This window comes from Staphylococcus sp. LCT-H4 (assembly GCF_001866145.1).
GTDB lineage: Bacteria > Bacillota > Bacilli > Staphylococcales > Staphylococcaceae > Staphylococcus > Staphylococcus succinus.
Genome location: NZ_MODY01000002.1, coordinates 578719 through 602187, shown reverse-complemented (window position 1 = coordinate 602187; position 23469 = coordinate 578719). Strand labels below are relative to the sequence as shown.

Here is a 23469-nt window from a genome sequence, read left to right as displayed (position 1 = left end):
ATACTTTACACTTTATAATTATATTTACTCGATAATAAAGTGTAAATCTTCCATTCCATGTTTCTCAAACTCAACTATTGATATCAAAACAAAGCATTTTTAATAACTATATTTATATTTTTTCGTCATTTGGTGATAGCTTCATTAAGGCACCAAAATATTGTTGACTGGTAGTAAATGTAATAAAGGCAATCAGTTCACTTATTTCGCTATTAGTTAAATTATCTTGTAATATATTTATGATATACTCTGGAATATCCGTGTTTAATTTTAAAAACACATCCGTAAAGCCTAAGCAAACTGCTGATTTATTATCTTTGAGATGACCTTTAGGTTTCCCTTTAGCCTTACAATACAAGCATCCATTTTGTTGTGCTAACATACGTCTTATCTCTTCTTTTAACTCACCCGATAGTGCACCATCACATTCTAATATGTCGCTCAAATCACGCCAGTTTTTCATTACCGCTTCATTATAACCTAGTAATCTTTGAAATGATGTTTCTCCGTGTAAAGACGGCTGTATAATAGTCATAATTCACTCTCCTTATCTATAATTATTTTATTGTATATATAGGGAGAATTGAATGAGTTATATGAGGTGTTTTAATATTATACTTATTAAAATAAAGGAGTTTTTATCTATGGACTTAACAAACAGAAAAATCATCCAACAATTAAAAGAAAATAGTAAAATATCATTAGAAAGTATTGGTAAAAATGTAAATCTTTCTACACCTTCTGTTAGAGATAGAATAAATAAATTGAAAGATATTGGAATTATCAAACGCTATACTATTGACGTAGACTATACTATTTTGGGATACGCTATAGATGTTATTATTGAAATAACTATAAAAAATAACTTATACCAAGATTTTAAATCCTTTATCGCTCAACAAAACAATGTAGAATGTTGTTATAGAGTTTCGGGTGATAGTTGTTTTATGTTTAAAGTACGTTTTAAGCATATGCAAGAAGTAGAATCTTTTATTGATTCACTTCAAACATACGGGCACACTAAAACTCATTTTATATTTTCAAAGATAATATAACTGTTAGATATGACCTTTTTTAACCATACACTCAATATCATCACATTTCACTTTTATATGTGTGAATTGTTTTTAGGATGAATATATTTATAATCTTTGATTTCATTTCGAAAAATGGTTCTTTCTGTAATTTCATAGGGTTTATGATAATTCATCTCGCTGACTCCTATGGAACCATCTTTATACTTTTTCTCTATATATGCAACGTGTCCATATTTTCCTTTACTAGATTGCATGATACTTCCTACTTTAGGAATTGAATTTACGCGATATCCATCTTTTTGAGCATGGGAGGACCAATACTTAGCATCATTCCAACTCACTCCGATTTGCTTGCCATGTGCTCGTATTTTGTCAAAAACATAATTTGTGCATTGACCTTTAGTATAAGGGTTATATTTCATAGGATTAAATGACCAAAAATGATTATCAGGCTCAGTCATATCTCTATTCGTTATCCCTTCAAATGTCGCCATTCCAGTGATTATCATACTACTCACTAACATTATCGTTAACCTTCTCTTCATAGCATCACTCTACCTCGTAATAGTTAAAACGAAATTGTATTCCATCAGGACCCGTTAATCGTTTATGTGCAGTATCTGGATAATAACAATCAACACAAGCTAAACCATACGTAACATCGTTTTCAATTCTTTTAATATATGAATGCCAATTATTCACAACTAGATGCTGATAATCACCTTTAGATGACATATAAAGTGCTTCATCTGTATCTAAAGGTGCAACTTCAAGGTTAAAGAAATTTTTGTAATATGGTTTTACTTTATGCCATGCAATTGTTTTTAAATTTAAATAGCCAATTTGACTTTCATTCGGTATACCTTGCCATTGATTATTTGAAACGTGTTTCAATAACTTTGGAACATTAATCGGTAGTGTATCTAAAGTAACTTGTTCTTCAACATTATCCCAATCTTCATTATGCGCTTCAACAACATAAAATTCCAATCCATTACCTTCAGGATCATTAACATATAAAGACGTCGTTAAATGATTCTCTCCACCATCCACAGGTAGACTATAATCACTTAATTGAACAAGTATATCTGCTAACGCTGACTGTGATGATAACTGAATGGCTAAATGAAACAAGCCCGCTTCGGCGCTTAATGGCTCTCTACCTCTCTCTATTTGATTTAAAGAGATAAAGTGATTTTGCACGCCAATCTGATATAGTATGTTTGAATCGGATTCCATTACAATATTTAACCCTAATATATTACTATAAAAATGTTTCATTTCTTCTATATCTTTAACGTTCAAAGTAATTCCATTTATAAAATGGTCGTTTTTATTATGAAACATAAATAACACCTTTCTTGCTTTCTATTTATCCTATTATACGCTTTATAAATCATTATAAAAAACCATTTCATTTGTTCAACATTTATCGTTAACATAATACAATTATAATAATCTGTTGGTGTTTATTTTATTATAATTAATATAACTACGTGTTAACACAACGTAATCAAACCTCCGAATGTAGAAAGACCCATACTAATTTTAAATAAACAAATGTAATTTTTAGTAATTATCAAGCAACTGATCTACTCTATCTCACAAAATAGAAAGACCTATTTGTATTTGCTTTTAGCAAATTACAAATAGGTCTTTAAGTATTATCATGTCAGTCTATATTTTATAACAAATTAACTAGACAAGCGTCTTCACGACTTCTTGACAACGTGGACATAAGTGATCTAGTTCACCTACTGAACCTAATGATTCACTATAGTTCCAACAACGCTCACATTTTTCACCGTGTGCATGTTCAATGTGAATATCACCATATTGGTATGCTACGCCACTTTCAACTTTATCAACAACTTCTGCTTGTGAAGTAATAAAAAGTTGATGTAAGTCGTTGAATTGTTGTAAAAATGACGTTGCGTCGAAGTTTTCATTACTACCAATTACAACTCTAGCTTCTAGCGATTTACCAATAACTTTTTCACTACGTGCAACCTCTAGGGCACGGTTGACATCGTCACGTAATTTCATAAATGTGTTCCATCTATCTACGAATTCACGATCTATTTCCACACGCTCTGGCATAAGCGTTAAGTGAACACTTTCTTCTTCCACATGTGGGATGTGTGACCATACTTCTTCTGCTGTATGCGCTAAAATTGGTGCTAATAATTTCGTCATATCTACAACAATTTGGTATAAAACAGTTTGCATACTGCGACGTTTATGCGAATCACGTTCTTCAATATACAGGATATCCTTACCGTAGTCTAAATAGAAATTACTTAATTCTACATTAATAAAGTTTTGAACTTCTTGATAGATATCTAAATAGTCATAGTTATCATAATTGTCTAATGTATTTGCTGTAAATTCACGTAATCTACTTAATAGATATTTATCAACTTCTAATAAATCTGCTTCAGCTACAGCATTCACAGCAGGATTATAATCACTCACATTACCCAACATAAATCTTAATGTATTTCTAATTTTACGATATACATCAGAAGTTTGTTTTAAAATTTCATCTGAAATACGAACATCTGAAAGGTAATCCACACTACTTACCCATAGACGCGCAATGTCTGCACCTTTTTGTTTAACAATTGTATCAGGCACTATCGTATTACCTAGTGACTTACTCATTTTCTTACCTTCACCGTCCATAACAAAACCATGTGATAATAACATGTTATACGGTGACTGTCCTTTAGTCGCAACTGAAGTTGTGATAGATGAATTGAACCAACCACGATATTGGTCACTACCTTCTAAATATAAATCTGCTGGGTAAGATAATTCAGGACGACCTTCTAAAACAGCGCGATGAGATGAACCAGAATCAAACCAAACATCCATAATGTCTGTCTCTTTAGTAAATACGCCATTAGGGCTACCTACGTGTGTAAAGCCCTCTGGTAATAAATCTTTGGCTTCACGTTCAAACCAAATATTTGATCCAAATTCTTCGAATAAGTCTGCAACATGGTTTACCGTTTCATTTGTCATGATGATATCCCCATTTTCAGCATAAAATACTGGTAAAGGTACACCCCATACACGTTGACGTGATATTACCCATTCACCACGGTCACGGATCATATTGAAGATACGTGTTTTACCCCAATCAACTTTAAAGTTTGTATCCGTTATAGCATCTAAGATTTCTTGACGAACTTTATCGATTGAAGCAAACCATTGTGGTGTAGCTCTAAAAATAACAGGTTTTTTAGTACGCCAATCATGTGGATAACTATGTGTGATAAATTCTAATTTTAGTAATGCGCCACTTTCTTTAAGAACATCGGTAATTGCTTTATTCGCTTTATCATAGAACATACCTTCAAATTGGCCTGCTTCTTCAGTAAATACGCCTTTATCGTCAACAGGGCTAATGACAGGTAATTTATATTTTTGCCCAACAACATAGTCATCTTCACCATGTCCTGGTGCTGTGTGTACACATCCTGTACCAGCATCTGTTGTTACATGCAAACCATTAATAACTAATGAAACTCGATCTACGAATGGATGCTGCGCTTCAATATATTCCAATTCTTTACCTTTGAATTCTTTTTCTAATTCAACAGCATTTTCATCCCATTCTAAAGCTTCTACCACATCATTGACTAAATCTTTACCAATAATATATTTTTCACCATTTACTTTATATTGTCCATAAGTTAAATCAGGGTGAACTGTAATCGCTACATTTGAAGGCAATGTCCACGGTGTTGTTGTCCAAATGATAAATTTAGCATCGTCATCTACAATACCTTTACTGTCTTTTACATCAAAAGCCACATAAATTGATGCTGAACGCTTATCTTGATATTCAATCTCAGCTTCCGCTAATGAAGATTCACTTGATGGAGACCAATATACAGGTTTTTTACCTTTATAAATAAGTCCTTTATCAGCCATTTCACCAAACAAACGAATTTGCGCAGCTTCATATTCTGGATTTAATGTGATATATGGATTATCAAAATCACCTTTAATGCCTAAACGTTTAAAATCTTGTTTCTGACCTTCAATTTGTTTCAATGCGAATGCTTTACATTTTTCTCTGAACTCCGCCACTGACAGCTCTTTACGTTTAATACCTTTTTTAGTTAATGCTTGCTCAATTGGTAGACCATGTGTGTCCCAACCTGGTACGTAAGGTGCATAAAATCCGCGCATCGATTTATATCTCGTGATGATATCTTTTAAAATTTTATTCAATGCATGCCCCATGTGCAAGTTTCCGTTAGCATATGGTGGTCCATCATGTAAAATATACGATGGATTACCAGCATTTTTATCTAATACTTTTTGATAGATATTTTTTTCTTCCCATTCTTGTTGGATCTTAGGCTCTTTATTCGGAAGACCCCCGCGCATTGGAAAATCTGTTTTTGGCATTAATAATGTTTCTTTATAATCCATTTTTGTACACTCCTTATTACAATTTTCAGTCTTAATTCTTGTGGTTCAGTCAATAAAAAGAACCCTAAGTTCAATTAACAGGGACGATATAAACCGCGTTACCACCCTGATTAACTCAACTTAGAGTTCTCTCATTGATATCGTATACTATTGTTTATAACAGTGATATAAGCAACTTACATATGAAAGGCTCACACTGTCCCTAACTCGCTGTGATATGCATTGTGCTACTTACGTGTCTGTTATTCATTGTTATTGTTAGCTGAAATAATTATGAATTGTTTTCTGATTCTGCTTTAGCCTTCATCGCTTTTTCTTCATCAGTTAACTCTTTATCATTTAAGTGATTGATATTTTCTTGTGTTACTTGTTCGGAATCAAGGTCATAATTTAATAAATAATCCCAATCTTCATTTTTAAGTAAATCGAGTTGTGCCTCAACTAACATACGGAAACGTGATCTAAATATTTTAGATTGTCGCTTCATATCTTCAGTTTGGAATGAAAGTCGACGCGCTTTTTCAACAGCGTCATTTACGATTTTATCCGCCTCTGACTGAGCTTTAGCAACCGTGGCTTCTGCTTCTTTGTTAGCAGCGGCTTTCGTTTCTTCCCCAGCTTGTTCAGCATGTATTAATGCATCACTTACTGACTGATGCACATCTTTATAAGATTGAATATTTGTCTCTTTATCTTCTATTACTTTTTCTAATTGATTTTTATCTTCTTTTAGACGAACAATTTCACTGCTTAATTGTTCTAAATAATTTTTAACTTCAGATGGTTCATAGCCAGTTTTCACTTGTGTAAATTCTTTGTTTTTTATTTCATTTGGTGTAAAAGGCATGCGTTATCCTCCCTCTATAATACACTATTTTAATATTTCATTAAACATATGAAATAGCTTTATTTGTTAATAAATAACTCTTTTAATGCAGCGTATTTATTTGCAATTTCATGACTTGCATTATCGTTGACAGTACAAACTTTACTCCTTCAGTATAACATCATTTGAACAAAGTTTTATAAGAAATACGTATTTTATCTTTTTTAGTTTTGCCGCCGATTTCAGTAATCATTGCACGTCCAAAACCTTGTATAGATAATAAATCACCACTATCTAGCTGGAAATCTGCTGAATCAATAATTGTATGGTTTACCTTAACTCTTTTTTTATCAATTAATTGTTTGGCAACTGTCCGAGATTTACGGATAATTTCTTTCAACACAACATCCAAGCGTAAACCACTCACTGTCGTATCAAAGGTTTGCCATTGCTCTTTTGATTGTATCATATCTTTTATTGGAATAGAATTAAGTTTAACCGTTACACCTTTAATTCTATTTAATTCCAATATAATATAAGATTCTAATTGTTTTGTCAAAGTAAATTGTACATTTTCATCTACTAAAATATCACCCAGTTGGTCTCTCTCAATACCTAAGGACATTATTGTACCAAGCACATGTTGGTGTTGTAGCGTTACAAATTTTTTAGGATAATCTACTTCTATTAAGGTGATTTCAAATGACTCTACTTCAGGTTCATAATATGTCGGCGCTATAATCGCCCTTTGCCTTTCTGCATATGGTCCACCATAAAAGGTTACATTTAAATCGTCAAAGCTACCGACAATAACACTCATAATATATTGCCCACGGGGGTCAAGGAATGTAGTTAATACAGGCGCATATTGATCATTAGCACGATGACATTTGTCTATAAGCTCATCTATCAATGCATGTTCTTCTTTTCTAAAATGTTGATATATATCGATGTAAATCACTCCAAACACAATACAAAGCACCTCGCGTTATACAACGTTAGGTGCTTCTCATTTATTTTATACGTTAGTCATAAGTATACTTTAAACCTTATCTATAAGATATACAAGTTTAGGCCATATAATTCAAAATCATATTAAAAATACTCATTAATCCTCTTTGGAACAATACAAGTACAATTATTGCAACAATCGATGAGATATCTATCATACCGATGGGAGGAACAATTTTACGAAATGGCTCTAAAAAGGGTTCATATATTTTTTGTAAAAATCGACCAAATTTATTTTCTCTTGCATTAGGTATCCATGACATAAAGAAATATACAATCATGCCATAGTAATAAATTTGAACCAAGAATAAAATAAATTTAAATATACTTGCTAATAAACTTATATCCATTTATTTCTACCTCTATTCACCTTGGTATTCCATATTTTCAATTTGGTCTGTAATATTACCTGCCACTTCAACATTATCAGGTGTACATAAGAATATATCTGATCCTACACGCTGAATGTCACCACCGATAGCATATACAGTACCACTTAAAAAGTCTATAATACGTTTTGCAGAAACTTTATCTATGCGTTGTAGATTAACTAAAGTCGCACGACGATTTTTTAATTCATCTGCAATATCTTGTGTATCAGAAAATACACGTGGTTCAAATAAACACATTTTAGAACTTTCTTGTGCAAAATCAAAATTATCTTGTTCTTGATTATTCATATTCACAACGTTCCTAGTATTATTTTTTGGTGTATTGTTATTCATTTGATACTTCCTTTCACCGGATGATTGTTGTAACCTCGATGATTGTTTTTTGGGCACGGATTGTATCGATTTTTGGCGTTCTATATTTTCATTATTTGGTTGTTCTCTAAAATTGGTTTGAGACTGCGCTTGTTGTTTATTTTGTTGTTTATCTTTTTCTTCTTCTGGTGGCGCTTCTAATTCGTCATCTTCTTCTTCAACCACGAAAAATCCACTAAATAAATCTTTTAAAGCCACGGGGCTCACTCCTCTTTTCCTACAAGTTTAGTCCCAATTCTCACAAACGATGCCCCTTCTTCAGCAGCTATATGAAAATCATTGCTCATTCCCATAGATAACTCCTTACACGGTGCATAATTTAAATTGAGCGCTTTAATTTCATCTCTTTTTAATCTTAATGCTTGAAACAAGCTCTTAATATATGGCTCATCTTCAGTTAATGGAGCCATAGTCATAAGACCAACTACTTCTATCTTTTCAAATTGTTCTAAATCCTCAATAAAAGTGTTGACGTCTTCTAGAGAAACACCTTGTTTGGACGATTCTCCTGAAACATTTACTTGAACAAAACATTTAATTTTATGTTCAGCTCTTTTATTAATTTCTTTTGCTAATTTCAAACGATCTAATGCATGAAAGTAATCGATGTCATTAATCACTTCTTTAACTTTTCTTGTTTGTAAAGAACCAATAAAGTGCATTACGATATCATTTGGTAACGCTTGTTTTTTCTGAAGACAACCTTCTATACGGTTCTCACCAAAGTGCCTAATTCCCGCATAATATGCATCATTAGCTCGGTCTATTGTAACATACTTTGTTACTGCAATCACGTTTGGCAATGTTGAAACATGTTCTTTTTTACAGTGTACTTTTAATTCTTCATTAATCTGTTCTAAATTTTGTTGTACGTTCAATTCTTTACACCTCTCCATTATTGACCAATAAATGCTAACATGCGTCCAGTGTTTCCTTTTTCAACTCTATATGAGAAAAATAAAGATAAATCCTCTGACGTAGCATAATTTGTAATGTAAATATTATCTTTAGGAACACCGGCATATTCAAGTAACAAAGCATTTGCTTGTTTTAAATCGATACCATGTCTATCCTCAGCTCTTCTGTCAATAAACTGATTAGTATCAACAGGTAGTTGTTCAAATTTTGATTTAATATCATCATTAATTTCATAGGTGGATGATGTTGCAGGACCTATAACAACTTGTAAATCCTTCACATCAAAATCAATTTTACTTACCATCTCATTAGCAATTTGGCCAACTGTTCCTCTCCATCCCGCATGCGCCAATCCTACAAAGTGGTGTGGTTCACTATAAAAGTATATGGGTACACAATCTGCATAACACATCGTTAACAATATATCAGACTGGTAAGTATACATACCATCTACACCATATAGCTCATCTGATAATGCATCAATATTCGTCCCTTTATCTTCGTCTTTTACTTCAACCACCTTATTTTCATGGGTTTGTATCGGAAACACCCATTGCTCCCTTGGATAATGGATTGTAGCTGCAAGTTGCTCTTGATGCTGTGTAACATTTATAGGATCATCATCAATATACCTAGCTAAATTAAATGCTTCTTTGGGATAAGGACTCAAGCCATCTTCTCTAGTAGTTATACCCAATATTACTTTTTCTAATTGGCTTGTCTCATACTTCAATATGTGGTTATATTTCTTGAATCTCTCTTGCATACTACTTACCTCCAATAAATGTTATTGTAAAACGCTTTTATAACATTAATATAACTACTTACTTTAGATTGATACATTTACTCAAATTTCTCTTAAACTTGTATGATGAAAAGTTATTTTTGATTAACAATTTCAAATTAATCCAAAAAAGTCATCAGATCTTTGGACCTGATGACATCATTTTAACATTTATCGTTACTTACTATAGCTTTTAATTTATGTGAATTACGTTCTGTTAGATTAACTAAAATAATAAATTTAACGTCTAGTTCTTCTTGAACGTCTTTCTTCTCTATTTCTAATAAAGCTTGGAATGTCATCTTCGTTTGTAGTATGACTTCTGCCTTCACTAGCACTTTCAGTTGGTTGTTGAGATACACTTGCTTGACTTGAAGCAAATGGTTCTTCTTTTGGTGTACTGCTTGTTGCACTGCTACCAAATGTAGTATTAGAAGCTTTACGCCCTTGTGCTGATGGTTTATCTTCAAAACCAGTTGCAATCACTGTTACCACGATTTCATCTTGTAATTCTGGATTAATTACAGTACCAAAAATCATATTCACATCTTCGTCTGCAGCATCTTGAACGATATCAGCAGCTTCTTGTGCTTCAAAAAGTGAAAGTGATTCGCCACCAGTGATGTTCATAAGTACACCTTGTGCTCCTACAATAGAAGTTTCTAATAATGGTGAAGAAATTGCTTTTTTAGCTGCTTCTACTGCACGATTCTCACCAGAAGAAACACCAATTCCCATTAAAGCTGAACCTTGGTTAGACATAATCGTCTTAACATCTGCAAAGTCAAGGTTTACTTCACCTGATACAGCGATTAAGTCAGAAATACCTTGAACACCTTGGCGTAAAACATTATCTGCTTCTTTGAACGCTTCCATCATTGGTGTTGATTTATCAACGATATCTAATAAACGATCATTTGGAATGACGATTAATGTATCTACAGCTGCTTTCATAGCTTCTACACCAGCTGCTGCTTGTGTTTGACGTTTACGGCCTTCGAAACCAAACGGACGTGTAACGACACCAACTGTTAATGCGCCCATTTCTTTAGCAATTTTCGCTACAACTGGAGCTGCACCAGTACCAGTACCGCCGCCCATACCAGCAGTTACGAATACCATATCTGCACCTTGGATAGCATCTTCAATTTGTTCTCGTGATTCTTCAGCAGCTTTTTTACCAATTTCTGGATTCGCACCTGCACCTAAACCACGAGTTAACTTTTCACCAATTTGGATTTTAGATTCTGCTTTAGATAAGTTTAAAGCTTGTCCGTCCGTATTGATAGAAATAAATTCAACATTGTTCATACCATGGTCAATCATACGGTTTACAGCGTTATTTCCGCCGCCCCCTACACCGATGACTTTTAACGTCGCTAAATGATTAAATCCTTGTTCAAATTCTAACATTTATATTTCCTCCTAGTTTTAATGGCCAATCAATCGAATAGAGATTTCATCAGTTTTTTAAATTTACCTTCTTCTTTATCTTCTTTATGTTGAGGTTTACCTTCAGCGTCTTCATCGACGTTTACTTTTTCCTCGTAATCCTCTTTTACATGTTGTTGTTCCGAATCAGATGTTGGTGATTGCGATTCTTCTTGCTTATTCGATTTTTTCTTGAACCAATCAAATCCGCTTGATTTTGTATTGTTTTCTCTATCATCAGATTCGATGACTTCTTCTTCGAATTCTTCACTGTCATGATTACTTATTGTAACATAATCTAGCATTTCATCGAAAGTAATGCTACTAGAAATTGTAGAAATTGCTGATGAGAACTCAGGTTTTCTAATACCCATTTGTGATGGCGTATGTATTCTCACTTTTTCACTAACCATATCTTGTAGTAGTTCCTTGACGCCTAATAAGTTAGCTGACCCTCCTGTAATAACGAATCCACCATTAACTTTAGTAAGGCCTAATTCTTGTAACACATCAAAAATTTCAAAGAATATATCTTCCAAACGTGCTTCAATAATGTCTGCTAAATCTTTTTGTGTAAATTGTGCTTCTTCATCACTATCTGTTTGGTCAACAGTGAAAATATCTTGATCAGAAGCAGATTCAAAGAAAGCGTGACCATATTGATGTTTAACTTTTTCAGCTGTTTCATAAGATGTATTTAAACCTTCTGCGATATCTTCAGTAATATCACGGCCAGCCATTTCTATTGCATCACCATCAACAAGTTCACCTCGTTCATAGAATGCAATTTGTGTCATGTCTTCACCAATATCAATGACACACGCACCTAATTCTTTTTCAGTGGCTGATAGAACTGAACCAAAGTTGTATGCATCAGAATATACATCCAACACATCTACACCACATGATTCAACACATTTAATCATATTGATTAAAATTGATTTTTGAATTGCGATAACACCAGCTTCAACTTTCAAGCCATGTCTAGCAATTAATTCTTTAGGATCTGAAACTTCATTATCCCCATCAACTACAAATTTAATTGGGAATGCGTTAATTATCTCTGTATCTGGGACTTCATTTTTTTCACGGATACCTTCAAGTACACTTTCAATATGTGTACCATCTAATTCAGTATCTTCATAAAATTCAATTTCATTGGATTCATCAAACACTTCAGTACCGATAATAGGAAGTTTTAAAAATACTTCCTTAATATCTACCCCTGAAGCAATAGAAGCTTTTTTAATTGTATCTTTAATCGCTTGTTTCGCGATGTCAAAATCATCAATCTGTCCATTTTTTATTCCACTTGTGTAGGTTTGTCCTGTACCTATCACATTAATGCCATTGTGAAATTTTTCGCCTACTATTGTTTTAATACTTGATGAACCGATATCTATACTTACATAATAATGCTCTTCCATAGATAGGCACCTCCTGACAAATAACTTATTCAAGTTCACACTATTAACAGTTTACAATACGATTTAGCGGTTGTGAACTATAAACACATGTATTTGTCGAAATTTTTTAATTATTTTTGTCTGACTTCTTATTTATCTTATTTAATGCACTTTGTAATTCGTTTTTTGCTTTGTCTTCTTGTGTCGATCCTTTTTCTACATTTTTGTCACTAGCGGCCTTGGTATCACTATCACCACTATATGGGATAAAGGATGCTCCTACTGATAAATCAATATAACCCGCTTTCTTCAAGTTACCTGATTCGTCACGTTCAAGCGACTGTGACATTTGTGGATAATACTTCATTTTGTTGCCAATTGTATTCAAGTTCCCCACAATTTGTATGTCATCGGTAGTAAAAAGTTTGATTTGATTTTGCGCATTAGCTTGAGGATCATATTGTACTTCAGCAATTGTACTTCTCACCTTAGATGGTATTTCAGCAAGTTGATGAATAATTTGCTCTTTATTGTCCTTTTTGAAACCTTCTAAAATTGGACCGTCATCAACCGAATTTCCATCATAATTATCTAGCTCTGTACCATCTTCTGTAATAGGTATATATTTATCATCTTTCTTTATCAACGCGACAATTTGGTCTTCAGTCACATCTACTATCATTTTGTTGGGAAAGTGTTTAGTAATCTTCACATCTTTTACTAAAGTATTTTTTCTCAATTGTTCTTCAGCTTTTGAAGTACTATACGTATACATTCTAGCATCATCTTTAACATCTATTGGTTTATTAATCTCACTTTTCGAAACGTTATGATTTCCTTTAATTTCCACACTACTTATCTTGCTTAAAGGTGTGAACATATATATAAGAATTAGAACGATGATAAATAACAGTACCCCAAATACTGAATATTGAATTTGCTTCTGCCTTTTCTTTCGCAGTTCTCGTTTTTGTTTTAAATATTCAGAGTCAAATTCACTTACTTTATCAGCCATTATTTTTCACATCCTTTAAAAAGACGGTAAGTGCGCTTTGAAACTATTAATAAATTTATCTCCACGCTCTTCAAATGTATTATATTGATCCCAACTTGCACATGCTGGTGACAATAAGACTACGTCATTTGCTTCAATAATACCTTGTATCTTATCAACTGCATCTTCCACATCGTTTGCTTGAATCACGTATTTACCTTGGCTTTCGCCTAACTTCACAAATTTACTTTGCGTTTCCCCAAAAGTAACCATCACTCTTACATTGGCCATATAAGGAATAAGTTCATCGAAATCATTACCACGATCTAAACCACCACATAACCATATAATAGGTTGTTCAAATGAATTCAAAGCAAATTGTGTCGCTAATGTGTTCGTAGCTTTTGAATCGTTATAATATTTATTGGTTTTATTCGTGCCAATATATTGTAGCCTATGTTCAATACCTGAGAATGTCGTCAAACTTTCAATAATCGCCCTTACTGATACACCAGCAAGTAATGCTGCCAATACTGCCGCCAAAATGTTTTCTAAGTTATGATCTCCAGGTAAAACTAGTTCATTTTTATGGATTATTCTAAATCCTTTAAAAACGATATAGCCATCTTTAACATAAATACCATCTACTTCTTGTTCAGTAGAGAAATAATATGTTTTGGCTTTTAAAGACTCAGATTCAATTAATTGTCTTTGATGATAGTTACAAATTAAATAATCGTCTTCAGTTTGATTTTCATAAACTCTTTTTTTAGCATTTTGATAATTATCTAACGTCTCATGATAGTCGAGATGCGCTGAATAGATATTAGTAATAATTGCTATATGAGGCTTGTATTGATCTATCCCTAAAAGTTGAAAAGATGATAATTCAGTTATAAGATAATCATCTTTTGATACTTCTTGCGCTACTTTCGATGCCACATAACCGATGTTACCTGAAACTTTGCCAGTAACTCTACTCTTTTGGAACATATCTCCGATTAATGACGTTACAGTCGTTTTTCCGTTAGTGCCTGTAACACCAATAATTGGTGCTTCTGAAATGAGATAGCTTAACTCAACTTCTGTTAAAATTTTCAAATCTTTTTCTATTGCTTTTTCAATTAATGGTACTGTATAAGGAATACCTGGGTTTTTGACAATAATCGGATCATTATCCAATAAAGATAATGGGTGTTCACCACCAATAACTGTTATACCCATATTTTCTAAGTCTTTAGCATGTGAGTCTTGAGATATATCTTTACCATCATTCACTATCACACTTGCACCTAGTTTATGTAACAACTTAGCTGCTTCATAACCACTTTTCGCTAATCCAATGACTAATACATTTCTATCTTTTAAACCTGTATAAGTTAGCAATTTAATTCACTCCAATCCATAGACCAATAAGTCCTGAAATCAAGCCAACTGTCCAAAATACTGTAACTACCTTCTTCTCATTCCAACCAACTAACTCGAAATGATGATGTAGCGGAGACATCTTGAATATTCTTTTTCCTGTTAATTTGAAAGATGTTACTTGAATCATTACTGATAACGTTTCAGCAACAAATACGAAACCTATAAAAATAAGTGACAATTCTTGGTTAAGCATGATGGAGATTGTAGCGAATATACCACCTAATGCCAAACTTCCTGTATCCCCCATAAACACTTTTGCCGGATTTAAATTGAATGGTAAGAACCCAAGCAAAGCAAAAATCATGATGACACAGAATAGTCCGATAGAAGTTGCACCTTGAAAGTAGGCCATGATGGCATACATCACAAATCCTATAATAGATAACCCTGTTGCCAATCCATCTAAACCGTCTGTTAAATTCACAGCATTTGAAAAGCCTACTTGCCAAAAAACAATGAATATCACATATGCAATAGAAAGTGGAACCTCGATACCTATAAACGGAATATGGATACCTGTAGAAAAATCAGTTAAATTAAATACTTGGCTTAAAATGAAGAAAATAACCGCAATTCCAATTTGTGCAAGAAACTTTTGCTTACTTGTTAAGCCCTGGTTATTTTTTTTAACTACAATAATGTAATCGTCTATAAAACCGATTAAACCAAAACCAAGTGTTACAAATAGTAATAAAATAATTGGATTTGAGCTATCTGTAAAAATAATAGCTAAAATCGATGTAACAATAATACTTATTAAAAATGTAAGCCCGCCCATAGTTGGCGTGCCTGTTTTTTTCATGTGGCTTTGAGGACCTTCTTCTCTAATACTTTGACCAAATTTCATTTTCTTTAAAGTCGGAATTAATACTGGGACTAATATAAACGTGATTAACAGTGCAATGATTGCGAGTAAATAAACCATATTATGCTCCTTCATATATTTAAATTGGATTAAGTCGTAATGCTAAGTTATTACAATATGTATAGGGTAAGTAGTAAATTGAGAAACCAACTTCTAATTATTTGATTATTGATTTCTTATCTACTACTTTTTAAGACCCCAAATGCTTAAAATAAACGTACTTATATGACTTCGATATTAAACCATAAAATATTGTTTTATTAGGTTCAATTATTTATCTTTTGATTTACTTGTACTTTTCGTACTACTAGAACTAGACTCCCCATCGACTTCTTCTGAAGATAAGGTCACTTCAATCTTGTCATTTTTACTGACTTGCTGTCCTTTAGTTACCGATTGATTAGAAACAAAACCACTACCTTTTGTAGTTACCTTAGTATTTGTTAAGTTTTCAAATGCAATCACTTCTTCTTTCGTCCATCCAGTCATATCAGGCATCGTGATGTCACCATCAGTAAGCAGTAACACTTTACTATTCGGCAAGAGTTCTCTGTCTGCAGTTATAGCCTGTTTCGTGACTTTCTCTCCATCGCCGATAACAATAGGTTCTAGTGACTTACCATTGATTTTATCTTCTGCTTTTTGAGTTTCTAAGCCTTCAACATTAGGCACTTTACTATATTTAACATCTGCTGTATCTTTAGAGTTTTTATCTCCAACATTCAGATACTTCAGTGTGTTTTCCATAATTGGTTTAAAGGCTTTACTTACACCCATTTCATATGCTTCTTGATCGTTTTGTTGGGCTAAGCTCATACCTGCATACACAATCACTTCAGGATCATCTTTAGGTGCATCACCAATAAAACTTACGAAATAAGGATTTTCTCCTTCTACATAACCTCCGTTATCTGGGTCTGCCACCTGAGCAGTACCAGTCTTACCAGCTATATCATAACCATCCACTCTATAGTTTGTCGCATGACTGTCTTCACTATTCACCACTTTATCTAATTCAGCTCTTACTTTCTTAGCAGTGTCTTTAGTGATTGGTTTCCCATCATATTCTTTCTTACCTTTATAGTAAGTATCTTTACTAACGGGGTTAGTGATATTGTCAACATACCACGGTTTCAACATATTACCATCATTGAAGAATGATGATTGCGCTTTTAGCATTTGTACCGGTGTAACTGTTGTAGATTGACCGAAAGAAGAAGTTTTTTGTTGCGCTTCGTTATCCCAGGCAATACCACCTGTAGCTTCACCGTCAAACATGCCATGAGTTGACTTACCGAAACCAAATTTTTCATACCATGATTTCATTTTATCTGTGCCAACTAAATCTTGTAAGTGCATCATTAATGTATTAGATGAATACGTGAACCCTAATGTCATTGGGATATCTCCCCAACCTACTTTGTTCCAGTCAGAAATTTTCGATCCCATCACATCTCTTGGTCTTGCTGTATATTTTTTATCTGGTTGGAATTTACCTTCTTGAATGGCCGCAGCTAGTCCAAACGATTTAAATGTTGAACCGGGTTCATACGTATTTTGATACAAGTCGTTTGCCCATTTTTCACCAAAACCTTTACCTGTTTCAGGATTAAATGTAGGTCTTTGACTTGAGGCAAGAATTTCGCCAGTATGTGCATCCATTACCACTGCAAATAAATCTTTTGGTTTATACCGGTCAACCATACTATCTAACGCTTCCTCCACAAATACTTGTATATTGGAATCTATAGTTAGGTGTACATCATCGCCACGCTGAGGTGTTTTTTCTTTTTTAGTATTTGGTGCAATATAACCCCAAATATCATGAATATATGATAACGTTCCTTTGCGTCCAGTTAAATAGCTATCAAATATCTTTTCGACACCCATTGCGCCTTTTAAATCTCCACTTTCAGGATCTTTTTGTGCGATTCCTATTAAATGAGATGCAAAATTACCATTTGGATAAAAACGCTCAGTTTCAGGATAAAGTGTGATTCCTGGAAGGTTCATTTTCTCTATCTTTTCTTTTTGTTGATAGGTTATATCTGTACCTTTTTGTCCAAATTCAACTTGGAACGCTTTTTTATTTTTTAATTTTGTTTCAATCTCTTTTGCAGACATATCTACTACAGTAGCTAACTTTTTAGCAGTTTTCTTCTTATCGACAACATGCTTGGGTTTATCACTACCTGCGCTTGCTTTTTTATCTACGATAGCAACCAGTTTATAACGTTCCACATCTTCTGCAAGAACTTTACCATTTCGATCATATATTTTTCCTCGTTCAGGTTGTTCTTGGCTGTTAACTAGATACTTTTCGTTCGCTTTCATGATTAAATCTTGACCCGAAGAATGTCCAGTCAACATAATATATGAAAATCTTAAAACCAACGTAAAAAAGAGCAGTCCGAATCCGAGAATCAGTAGGACTGCCCCTATTTTATTTTGTTTAATTGGTAAGTTTGGTTTTTTAAATTTAATTCTTCGCTTCGTCATTATTACGCACTACCTTTACATTGTCGTTCTTAAGGCTCATTCCTTGGTCTTTAGCCTTATTGTAAATGCGTTCATATGATGAGTTCTTTTTAATTTCAGATTCTATTGCGCTGTTTTCACTTGATTGTTTTTCGATTTTAGTATCTAAATCTGCAATTTTTCCTCGAGTATCATACGCATCCATTTTCAAAGATAGCATATAAATACTAATCAAAGCAATTATTGTTATAAGACCTATGTATAACATTTTTTCGAATTTAGTAAGTTGTACGACAACCTTACGTTTTACGGTTTTGGTCTGGGTCGATGGTTTCGACTCAGGAATCGGTTGTTCGACATCATTATAAGGTTGATATATCTTCTCTGCTACCACTCAACATTCACTCCTTATTTTAATATTTCTGCAACACGTAACTTAGCACTACGTGCTCGGTTATTTGTTTCTAAATCGTCATCATCGGCAGTTATAGGTTTACGATTAACACGTTTCAATTTAGGCGTGTATGCTTCAGGTATGACTGGCAATCCTCTTGGGACATCTGGCCCCTTTTCATATTCTTGAAACATTTGTTTGCATAAACGATCTTCTAATGAATGGAATGTTATCACTGAAATTCTACCGTCTACTTTTACTGCAGCAATTGCTTGTTCTAATGAATCTTCAAAAGCTGATAACTCATCATTTACTGCAATTCTAATTGCTTGGAAAATTCTTTTGGCTGGGTGACCACCTTTACGTCTCGCTTTGGCTGGTATACCTTCTTTTATAATATCTACAAGCTCTAGTGTAGTTTCGATTGGCTTTTGCTCTCTATTCTGTTCGATACGCCTAGCGACTTGTTTTGAAAACTTCTCTTCACCGTATCTATGGAAGATTCTTACTAAATTTTCAAATTTCCAATCATTTACCACTTCATAAGCTGATAATGATTGTGTCTGATCCATTCGCATATCTAACTTTGCATCATGGTGATAACTAAAACCTCTCTCAGGCACATCCAATTGTGGACTTGAAACGCCTAAGTCATAATATATCCCATCAACTTTTTCAATATTCAAATCATCTAAAATTTCAGTTAATTTTCTAAAGTTGCTATGGACAAAGGTGACTTTATGTAGATGTTCTTTTAATACTTCTTTTGCATTTTCAATTGCAGTTGTATCTTGATCTATTGCTATCAGGCGACCATTGTCATCGAGTTGTTCTAGTAAATAGAGGGCATGTCCAGCTCCACCTAATGTACAGTCGACATATACGCCATCTGCTTTAATATTCAAATAATCAATGGTTTCCTTAAGCATTACGCTGACATGATGAAACAATTTAACGCCTCCATTTAAAAGTCAAAATCAATTAAGTCTTCAGCAATATCTTCAAAGCTATCTTCAGATTCTTCATAGAAGCTGTTCCAAGTTTCTCTATCCCAAATTTCAATTCGATTTGAGACGCCGATTACTGTGCACTCTTTGCTTAAATTAGCATATTGTCGCAAATTTTGCGGAATGTTAATACGCCCTTGTTTATCTAACTCTACTTCAATAGCTCCCGAGAAAAACATACGCATAAATTTCCGTGCGTCTTTTTTAGTCATTGGTAATGTCTTCATTTTCTCTTCAATAACTTGCCATTCTTCCAAAGTATAGCCAAACAAACATTTATCAAGGCCTCGGGTGATTACAAAACGTTCATTTAAGTCATAACGAAACTTAGAAGGAACAATCATACGTCCCTTCGTATCCAACTGGTGTTCGTATTCCCCCATGAACATTTATAATCACCTCACCTTCTCATATATATAATTTACCACATCTCACCACTATCCTCCACTAATTATATAATTTTCGCCCAAATTTATCATTTCACATAAAAAAAGCCCTGATTCATCTTATAGATGAATCAGGGCTTCCCTTACAGCCTCTAAGGTTTTAAGACAATATGATCAAAAGTATAAGGAAGTGGTGGATAGGTGGAGGGACTAAACACATCAATCCCAAAATCATTCATTATTTGTAATGGATTCCATATTCTTTCTTGTAATCCTGCCATAGGATGAAGCGCTTCACTCAATTCCTTAAAATGTTTCATACTAATTTCATTTTCTCTTTCAATATTCAACAAATATCTATTTATAAGATAGTCATACTGTTTTTGATGAATTGCGTTATTCTTTTCTACCAATACTTCATTATCATTGTTACCTTGTACTTCTATTTTCAAATCTTGATATAATTGTTCCTGTTTCTCTTTTATAGTATCAATTTTATCAATAAAATCTTGCGAAGCTTGTGCTCTAACAAATTTCCTTTTATCATCTTGAATACCATTTGCGATAATTTGTGTGATATCTAACTGATATTGCGATAATAATTTTTCGGTTCTTTCATTAATATAACTTATACGTAATCTCGGTAAAACTACAGGCATAGAAACGCCTAAAACATTAAACACTTCACTCAGTTCAGTCCAATATTTTATTTCACTAGGACCTCCAACAAATGCAACTGTATTAAATAACCACTCTTCCATTACAGGCCTCGTAACAACATTATTAGAAAACCTTTCAGGTTCTGATTCGAGAATATCCAATAAAGCTTCTTTTGATATTGCCTTATTGGATTTATTTAAATGGAAGTAACCCTCTTTAAAAGAAAGTAATTGTCTCATATTATCTTCATGTAAAAACAAATGTACATTTGTATCCGTTTGTATCATTTGATCTAAACCAGATTGAACAGTTTGTGCTTGCGTTGTTCGAAAAGCATCATCAACTTTTTGATGTTGTTCAATGATTTGCTTTATAAATGGTTGCTCTAATTTACGTAATGAAGGGTCGTTAGCATCTATCATTAAAAGCCCATAAGCCTTAAAAACTTCATGCAATAACGCTTTAAACATATCCGTCCAACTATCATAACGATCTATAATATTACGGCAGATGTCTAGCAACGGTTTAGAATGTGGGGTTTCATTCATTTGTTCGAAAAATTGAGCTAATGTTTCTTTTAATTGTGTTTTATCTGGTTGATAACGAGATACACTTGTTTCTGGAGGAACCATTGTATGATATTTGATTTTATGTAAATTAGCATCATGGTTATTATATACATAGGTATGATTCACTTCATCAAAATCATGGTCCTCTCCAGCAATCCAAAAGACAGGTACTACATCAGTGTCATAATCTTTAGATAGACTTTGACTTAATGTAATGATAGAAAAAATTTTATGAAAAGTGTATAAAGGCCCCCCAAATAATCCTGCTTGTTGTCCTCCTACAACTACTTTTGCGCCTTCACTTAATAATTTAATATGCTTATTTTGTTCGTCAGTTAACTCTAGGTCACTCATATACTGTTCTATCACATGAGCTAACTCTGTTTCTCTTCCGTTACTTTCGTTCAATAATCTTTGCTGATAGCTTTTAGAATCCATCGCATCCATGTGATAAAACTGAGCTAACATTGAATCGCTTTGTTTAATTTTAGAAATAAATTGATCTTGCTCATTAAGTTTCTTAGTCATACAATCCATTCATAATTCTCCTTATGTTACTCTATTCCTAATCAGTATAAAGTTTATGTACTTTGTTGACAATTTAACGGCTTATAATATTAAATTTTTTTATGCTATGCACTTATATAAGATTCTATAAATTGTTACATCATCCTATTTTTCCCTAATTAAAGTCAATTACGTTAAACAATAGTTTTATTTAAAGTAATTTTTAACTAATGTGTTTACAACCGTTATTTTTGTGAAATATCATTATAAATAAGGTATAATAACAATTAAGAAAACAAAGGGGGAACGGTTTATGAGTAATGTAAAACATCTTGATATAAATTATAAAACGGATGAACTGTTTGAAGATTTCAGGAACTTTGGAAATGAAGACTTATATTTAGTCGATGAATTGCGCGGAGAAATGATTGATGCTAGCTCAGATTCACCTTTTTACGGCGTATATGTCGGCGATAGATTAGGTGCACGTATGGCATTGTACCGTAAAGGAGAAGTAGAAGAAGTACATTTCCCTGAATACGATGATTATAATATCATATGGAAATTAGAAGTATTACGTGACTTCCAAGATCGTGGTTATGGTACAGCGTTATTAAATCATGCTAAAGTACAAGGCTTACCTATTAAAGTAATTGCCCGTAATCAATCAAAAGATTTCTTTATTAAACAAGGGTTTAAAGATTTAGGCGAAACAAACAAAGATGGTCATGATGTGCTCATATGGTCACCAGAATAAATAAAAAGGATTGAACTAGATAATTGTCTAGTTCAATCCTTTTTATATGTATAATTCTAATTCTTTTAATGAATTAATCGTATAATCAGGACTAATGTCTGTTTCATTACTATTATTACGTGGGTTAAACCAACATGTATTAATTTGGGCATTTTTCCCACCTAAAATATCGGAAGTAATAGAATCTCCAACAATTATAGCATGCTTTCTTTTGTCTTCCCCTATCTTATCAAATACATAATCAAAAAACTCAGGCATCGGCTTTTGATATCCAGTTTGCTCCGAAACAAAAACATCTTTAAACCAACCTCCAAAAGGTGTTTTCTCGATACGTCTCTCTTGTGTCTCTAACACACCATTAGTAACAATATACAAATTATGATTATCTTTTAACCGTTTTAACGTTTCAAGTGTATGATCAAAATATTTAATTGGTGCATTCGCTAATTCATCTCTGAATATGTAATCTGCTTCACTGCCATCTACTTCAATTTGATGTAGCGCAAAATAAGCTTCAAACCTTTTACTCAACACTTCATCCTTTGTTATTTTCTCTTGTTGAAACGCTTCCCAATGTGATTGGTTAACTTTCATGAATAATTCTAAATCACTATGATTACTGTTCAAATTATATTTTTGTGTCATTTTAAAAAAAGCATATGCTTCAGCATCATGAAAATCAACAAGTGTATCATCAAAATCCACGAGTATATTTCTAGTTTTCATATTATATATTCTCCTTTAAAGCTTTAATAATAAATCGTTACATGTTATTTGTACTTAAATCGTATATTGTTT

At 33.1% G+C, this 23469-nt stretch carries 23 protein-coding genes; 2 read left to right on the top strand and 21 right to left on the bottom strand.

What is annotated here, in order from left to right; genetic code table 11:
* Positions 1–112: 112 nt before the first annotated feature.
* Positions 113–535, bottom strand: a complete 423-nt coding sequence (locus BK821_RS07820; protein WP_046836180.1) for a carboxymuconolactone decarboxylase family protein — start codon at positions 533–535, stop codon at positions 113–115.
* A 109-nt stretch (positions 536–644) separates the two neighbouring features.
* On the opposite strand from BK821_RS07820, the gene BK821_RS07815 reads away from it, so the two are divergent.
* Positions 645–1055 carry an Lrp/AsnC family transcriptional regulator gene (locus BK821_RS07815; protein WP_046836179.1) on the top strand — a complete coding sequence of 137 codons (411 nt, stop codon included), beginning with the start codon at positions 645–647 and terminating at the stop codon, positions 1053–1055.
* A 53-nt stretch (positions 1056–1108) separates the two neighbouring features.
* On the opposite strand, the gene BK821_RS07810 is transcribed toward BK821_RS07815, so the two are convergent.
* From BK821_RS07810 to bshC, 19 genes are all read right to left on the bottom strand, one after another.
* Positions 1109–1582, bottom strand: a complete 474-nt coding sequence (locus BK821_RS07810; protein ID WP_071331511.1) for a CHAP domain-containing protein — start codon at positions 1580–1582, stop codon at positions 1109–1111.
* 4 nt (positions 1583–1586) lie between these two features.
* On the bottom strand, positions 1587–2384 hold the full coding sequence (locus BK821_RS07805; protein ID WP_071331510.1) for a VOC family protein: 798 nt from the start codon (positions 2382–2384) through the stop codon (positions 1587–1589).
* A 351-nt stretch (positions 2385–2735) separates the two neighbouring features.
* Positions 2736–5486: an isoleucine--tRNA ligase gene (ileS, locus tag BK821_RS07800; RefSeq protein ID WP_071331509.1), complete on the bottom strand. Its 2751-nt coding sequence runs from the start codon at positions 5484–5486 to the stop codon at positions 2736–2738.
* A gap of 271 nt (positions 5487–5757) precedes the next feature.
* Positions 5758–6333: a DivIVA domain-containing protein gene (locus BK821_RS07795; protein ID WP_071331508.1), complete on the bottom strand. Its 576-nt coding sequence runs from the start codon at positions 6331–6333 to the stop codon at positions 5758–5760.
* 160 nt (positions 6334–6493) lie between these two features.
* Positions 6494–7273: a YlmH family RNA-binding protein gene (locus BK821_RS07790; protein WP_083390168.1), complete on the bottom strand. Its 780-nt coding sequence runs from the start codon at positions 7271–7273 to the stop codon at positions 6494–6496.
* 109 nt (positions 7274–7382) lie between these two features.
* Positions 7383–7673, bottom strand: coding sequence for a YggT family protein (locus tag BK821_RS07785; RefSeq protein WP_046836174.1), 291 nt, complete (start codon positions 7671–7673; stop codon positions 7383–7385).
* Positions 7674–7685: 12 nt separating this feature from the next.
* Complete coding sequence (locus tag BK821_RS07780; protein WP_046836173.1) at positions 7686–8285, bottom strand: cell division protein SepF; 600 nt, start codon at positions 8283–8285, stop codon at positions 7686–7688.
* Positions 8286–8290: 5 nt separating this feature from the next.
* Positions 8291–8965: a YggS family pyridoxal phosphate-dependent enzyme gene (locus BK821_RS07775; RefSeq protein ID WP_046836172.1), complete on the bottom strand. Its 675-nt coding sequence runs from the start codon at positions 8963–8965 to the stop codon at positions 8291–8293.
* 17 nt (positions 8966–8982) lie between these two features.
* Positions 8983–9771, bottom strand: a complete 789-nt coding sequence (pgeF, locus tag BK821_RS07770) for a peptidoglycan editing factor PgeF (RefSeq protein WP_071331506.1) — start codon at positions 9769–9771, stop codon at positions 8983–8985.
* A 258-nt stretch (positions 9772–10029) separates the two neighbouring features.
* On the bottom strand, positions 10030–11202 hold the full coding sequence (ftsZ, locus tag BK821_RS07765; RefSeq protein ID WP_046836170.1) for a cell division protein FtsZ: 1173 nt from the start codon (positions 11200–11202) through the stop codon (positions 10030–10032).
* 29 nt (positions 11203–11231) lie between these two features.
* Positions 11232–12647 (bottom strand): cell division protein FtsA, encoded by a 1416-nt coding sequence (ftsA, locus tag BK821_RS07760; protein WP_046836169.1) that lies wholly within the window; start codon positions 12645–12647, stop codon positions 11232–11234.
* A 106-nt stretch (positions 12648–12753) separates the two neighbouring features.
* The gene (locus BK821_RS07755) at positions 12754–13641 is read right to left on the bottom strand and encodes a cell division protein FtsQ/DivIB (protein ID WP_071331505.1); all 888 of its coding nucleotides are present in this window, start codon (positions 13639–13641) and stop codon (positions 12754–12756) included.
* A 15-nt stretch (positions 13642–13656) separates the two neighbouring features.
* Positions 13657–15006: a UDP-N-acetylmuramoyl-L-alanine--D-glutamate ligase gene (gene murD / locus BK821_RS07750; RefSeq protein WP_046836168.1), complete on the bottom strand. Its 1350-nt coding sequence runs from the start codon at positions 15004–15006 to the stop codon at positions 13657–13659.
* A gap of 1 nt (position 15007) precedes the next feature.
* Positions 15008–15973, bottom strand: a complete 966-nt coding sequence (gene mraY / locus BK821_RS07745; protein ID WP_046836167.1) for a phospho-N-acetylmuramoyl-pentapeptide-transferase — start codon at positions 15971–15973, stop codon at positions 15008–15010.
* 210 nt (positions 15974–16183) lie between these two features.
* Positions 16184–18412 carry a penicillin-binding protein gene (locus BK821_RS07740; protein ID WP_046836166.1) on the bottom strand — a complete coding sequence of 743 codons (2229 nt, stop codon included), beginning with the start codon at positions 18410–18412 and terminating at the stop codon, positions 16184–16186.
* Positions 18393–18785 carry a cell division protein FtsL gene (gene ftsL / locus BK821_RS07735; RefSeq protein ID WP_046836165.1) on the bottom strand — a complete coding sequence of 131 codons (393 nt, stop codon included), beginning with the start codon at positions 18783–18785 and terminating at the stop codon, positions 18393–18395. The genes BK821_RS07740 and ftsL overlap by 20 nt, the downstream gene beginning before the upstream one ends.
* A gap of 14 nt (positions 18786–18799) precedes the next feature.
* The gene (gene rsmH, locus BK821_RS07730) at positions 18800–19735 is read right to left on the bottom strand and encodes a 16S rRNA (cytosine(1402)-N(4))-methyltransferase RsmH (RefSeq protein ID WP_046836164.1); all 936 of its coding nucleotides are present in this window, start codon (positions 19733–19735) and stop codon (positions 18800–18802) included.
* Between the two features lie 14 nt (positions 19736–19749).
* Positions 19750–20181 (bottom strand): division/cell wall cluster transcriptional repressor MraZ, encoded by a 432-nt coding sequence (gene mraZ, locus BK821_RS07725; protein WP_046836163.1) that lies wholly within the window; start codon positions 20179–20181, stop codon positions 19750–19752.
* A gap of 149 nt (positions 20182–20330) precedes the next feature.
* Entirely contained in the window at positions 20331–21944 is a 1614-nt protein-coding gene (gene bshC / locus BK821_RS07720) for a bacillithiol biosynthesis cysteine-adding enzyme BshC (protein ID WP_071331504.1), read from the bottom strand.
* Positions 21945–22227: 283 nt separating this feature from the next.
* Between bshC and BK821_RS07715 the strand changes: the two genes are divergently transcribed.
* Positions 22228–22671 carry an N-acetyltransferase gene (locus BK821_RS07715; RefSeq protein WP_046836161.1) on the top strand — a complete coding sequence of 148 codons (444 nt, stop codon included), beginning with the start codon at positions 22228–22230 and terminating at the stop codon, positions 22669–22671.
* 42 nt (positions 22672–22713) lie between these two features.
* Here the strand turns inward: BK821_RS07715 and BK821_RS07710 are convergent, their stop codons facing one another.
* On the bottom strand, positions 22714–23397 hold the full coding sequence (locus tag BK821_RS07710) for a YjjG family noncanonical pyrimidine nucleotidase (RefSeq protein WP_046836160.1): 684 nt from the start codon (positions 23395–23397) through the stop codon (positions 22714–22716).
* Positions 23398–23469: the final 72 nt, after the last annotated feature.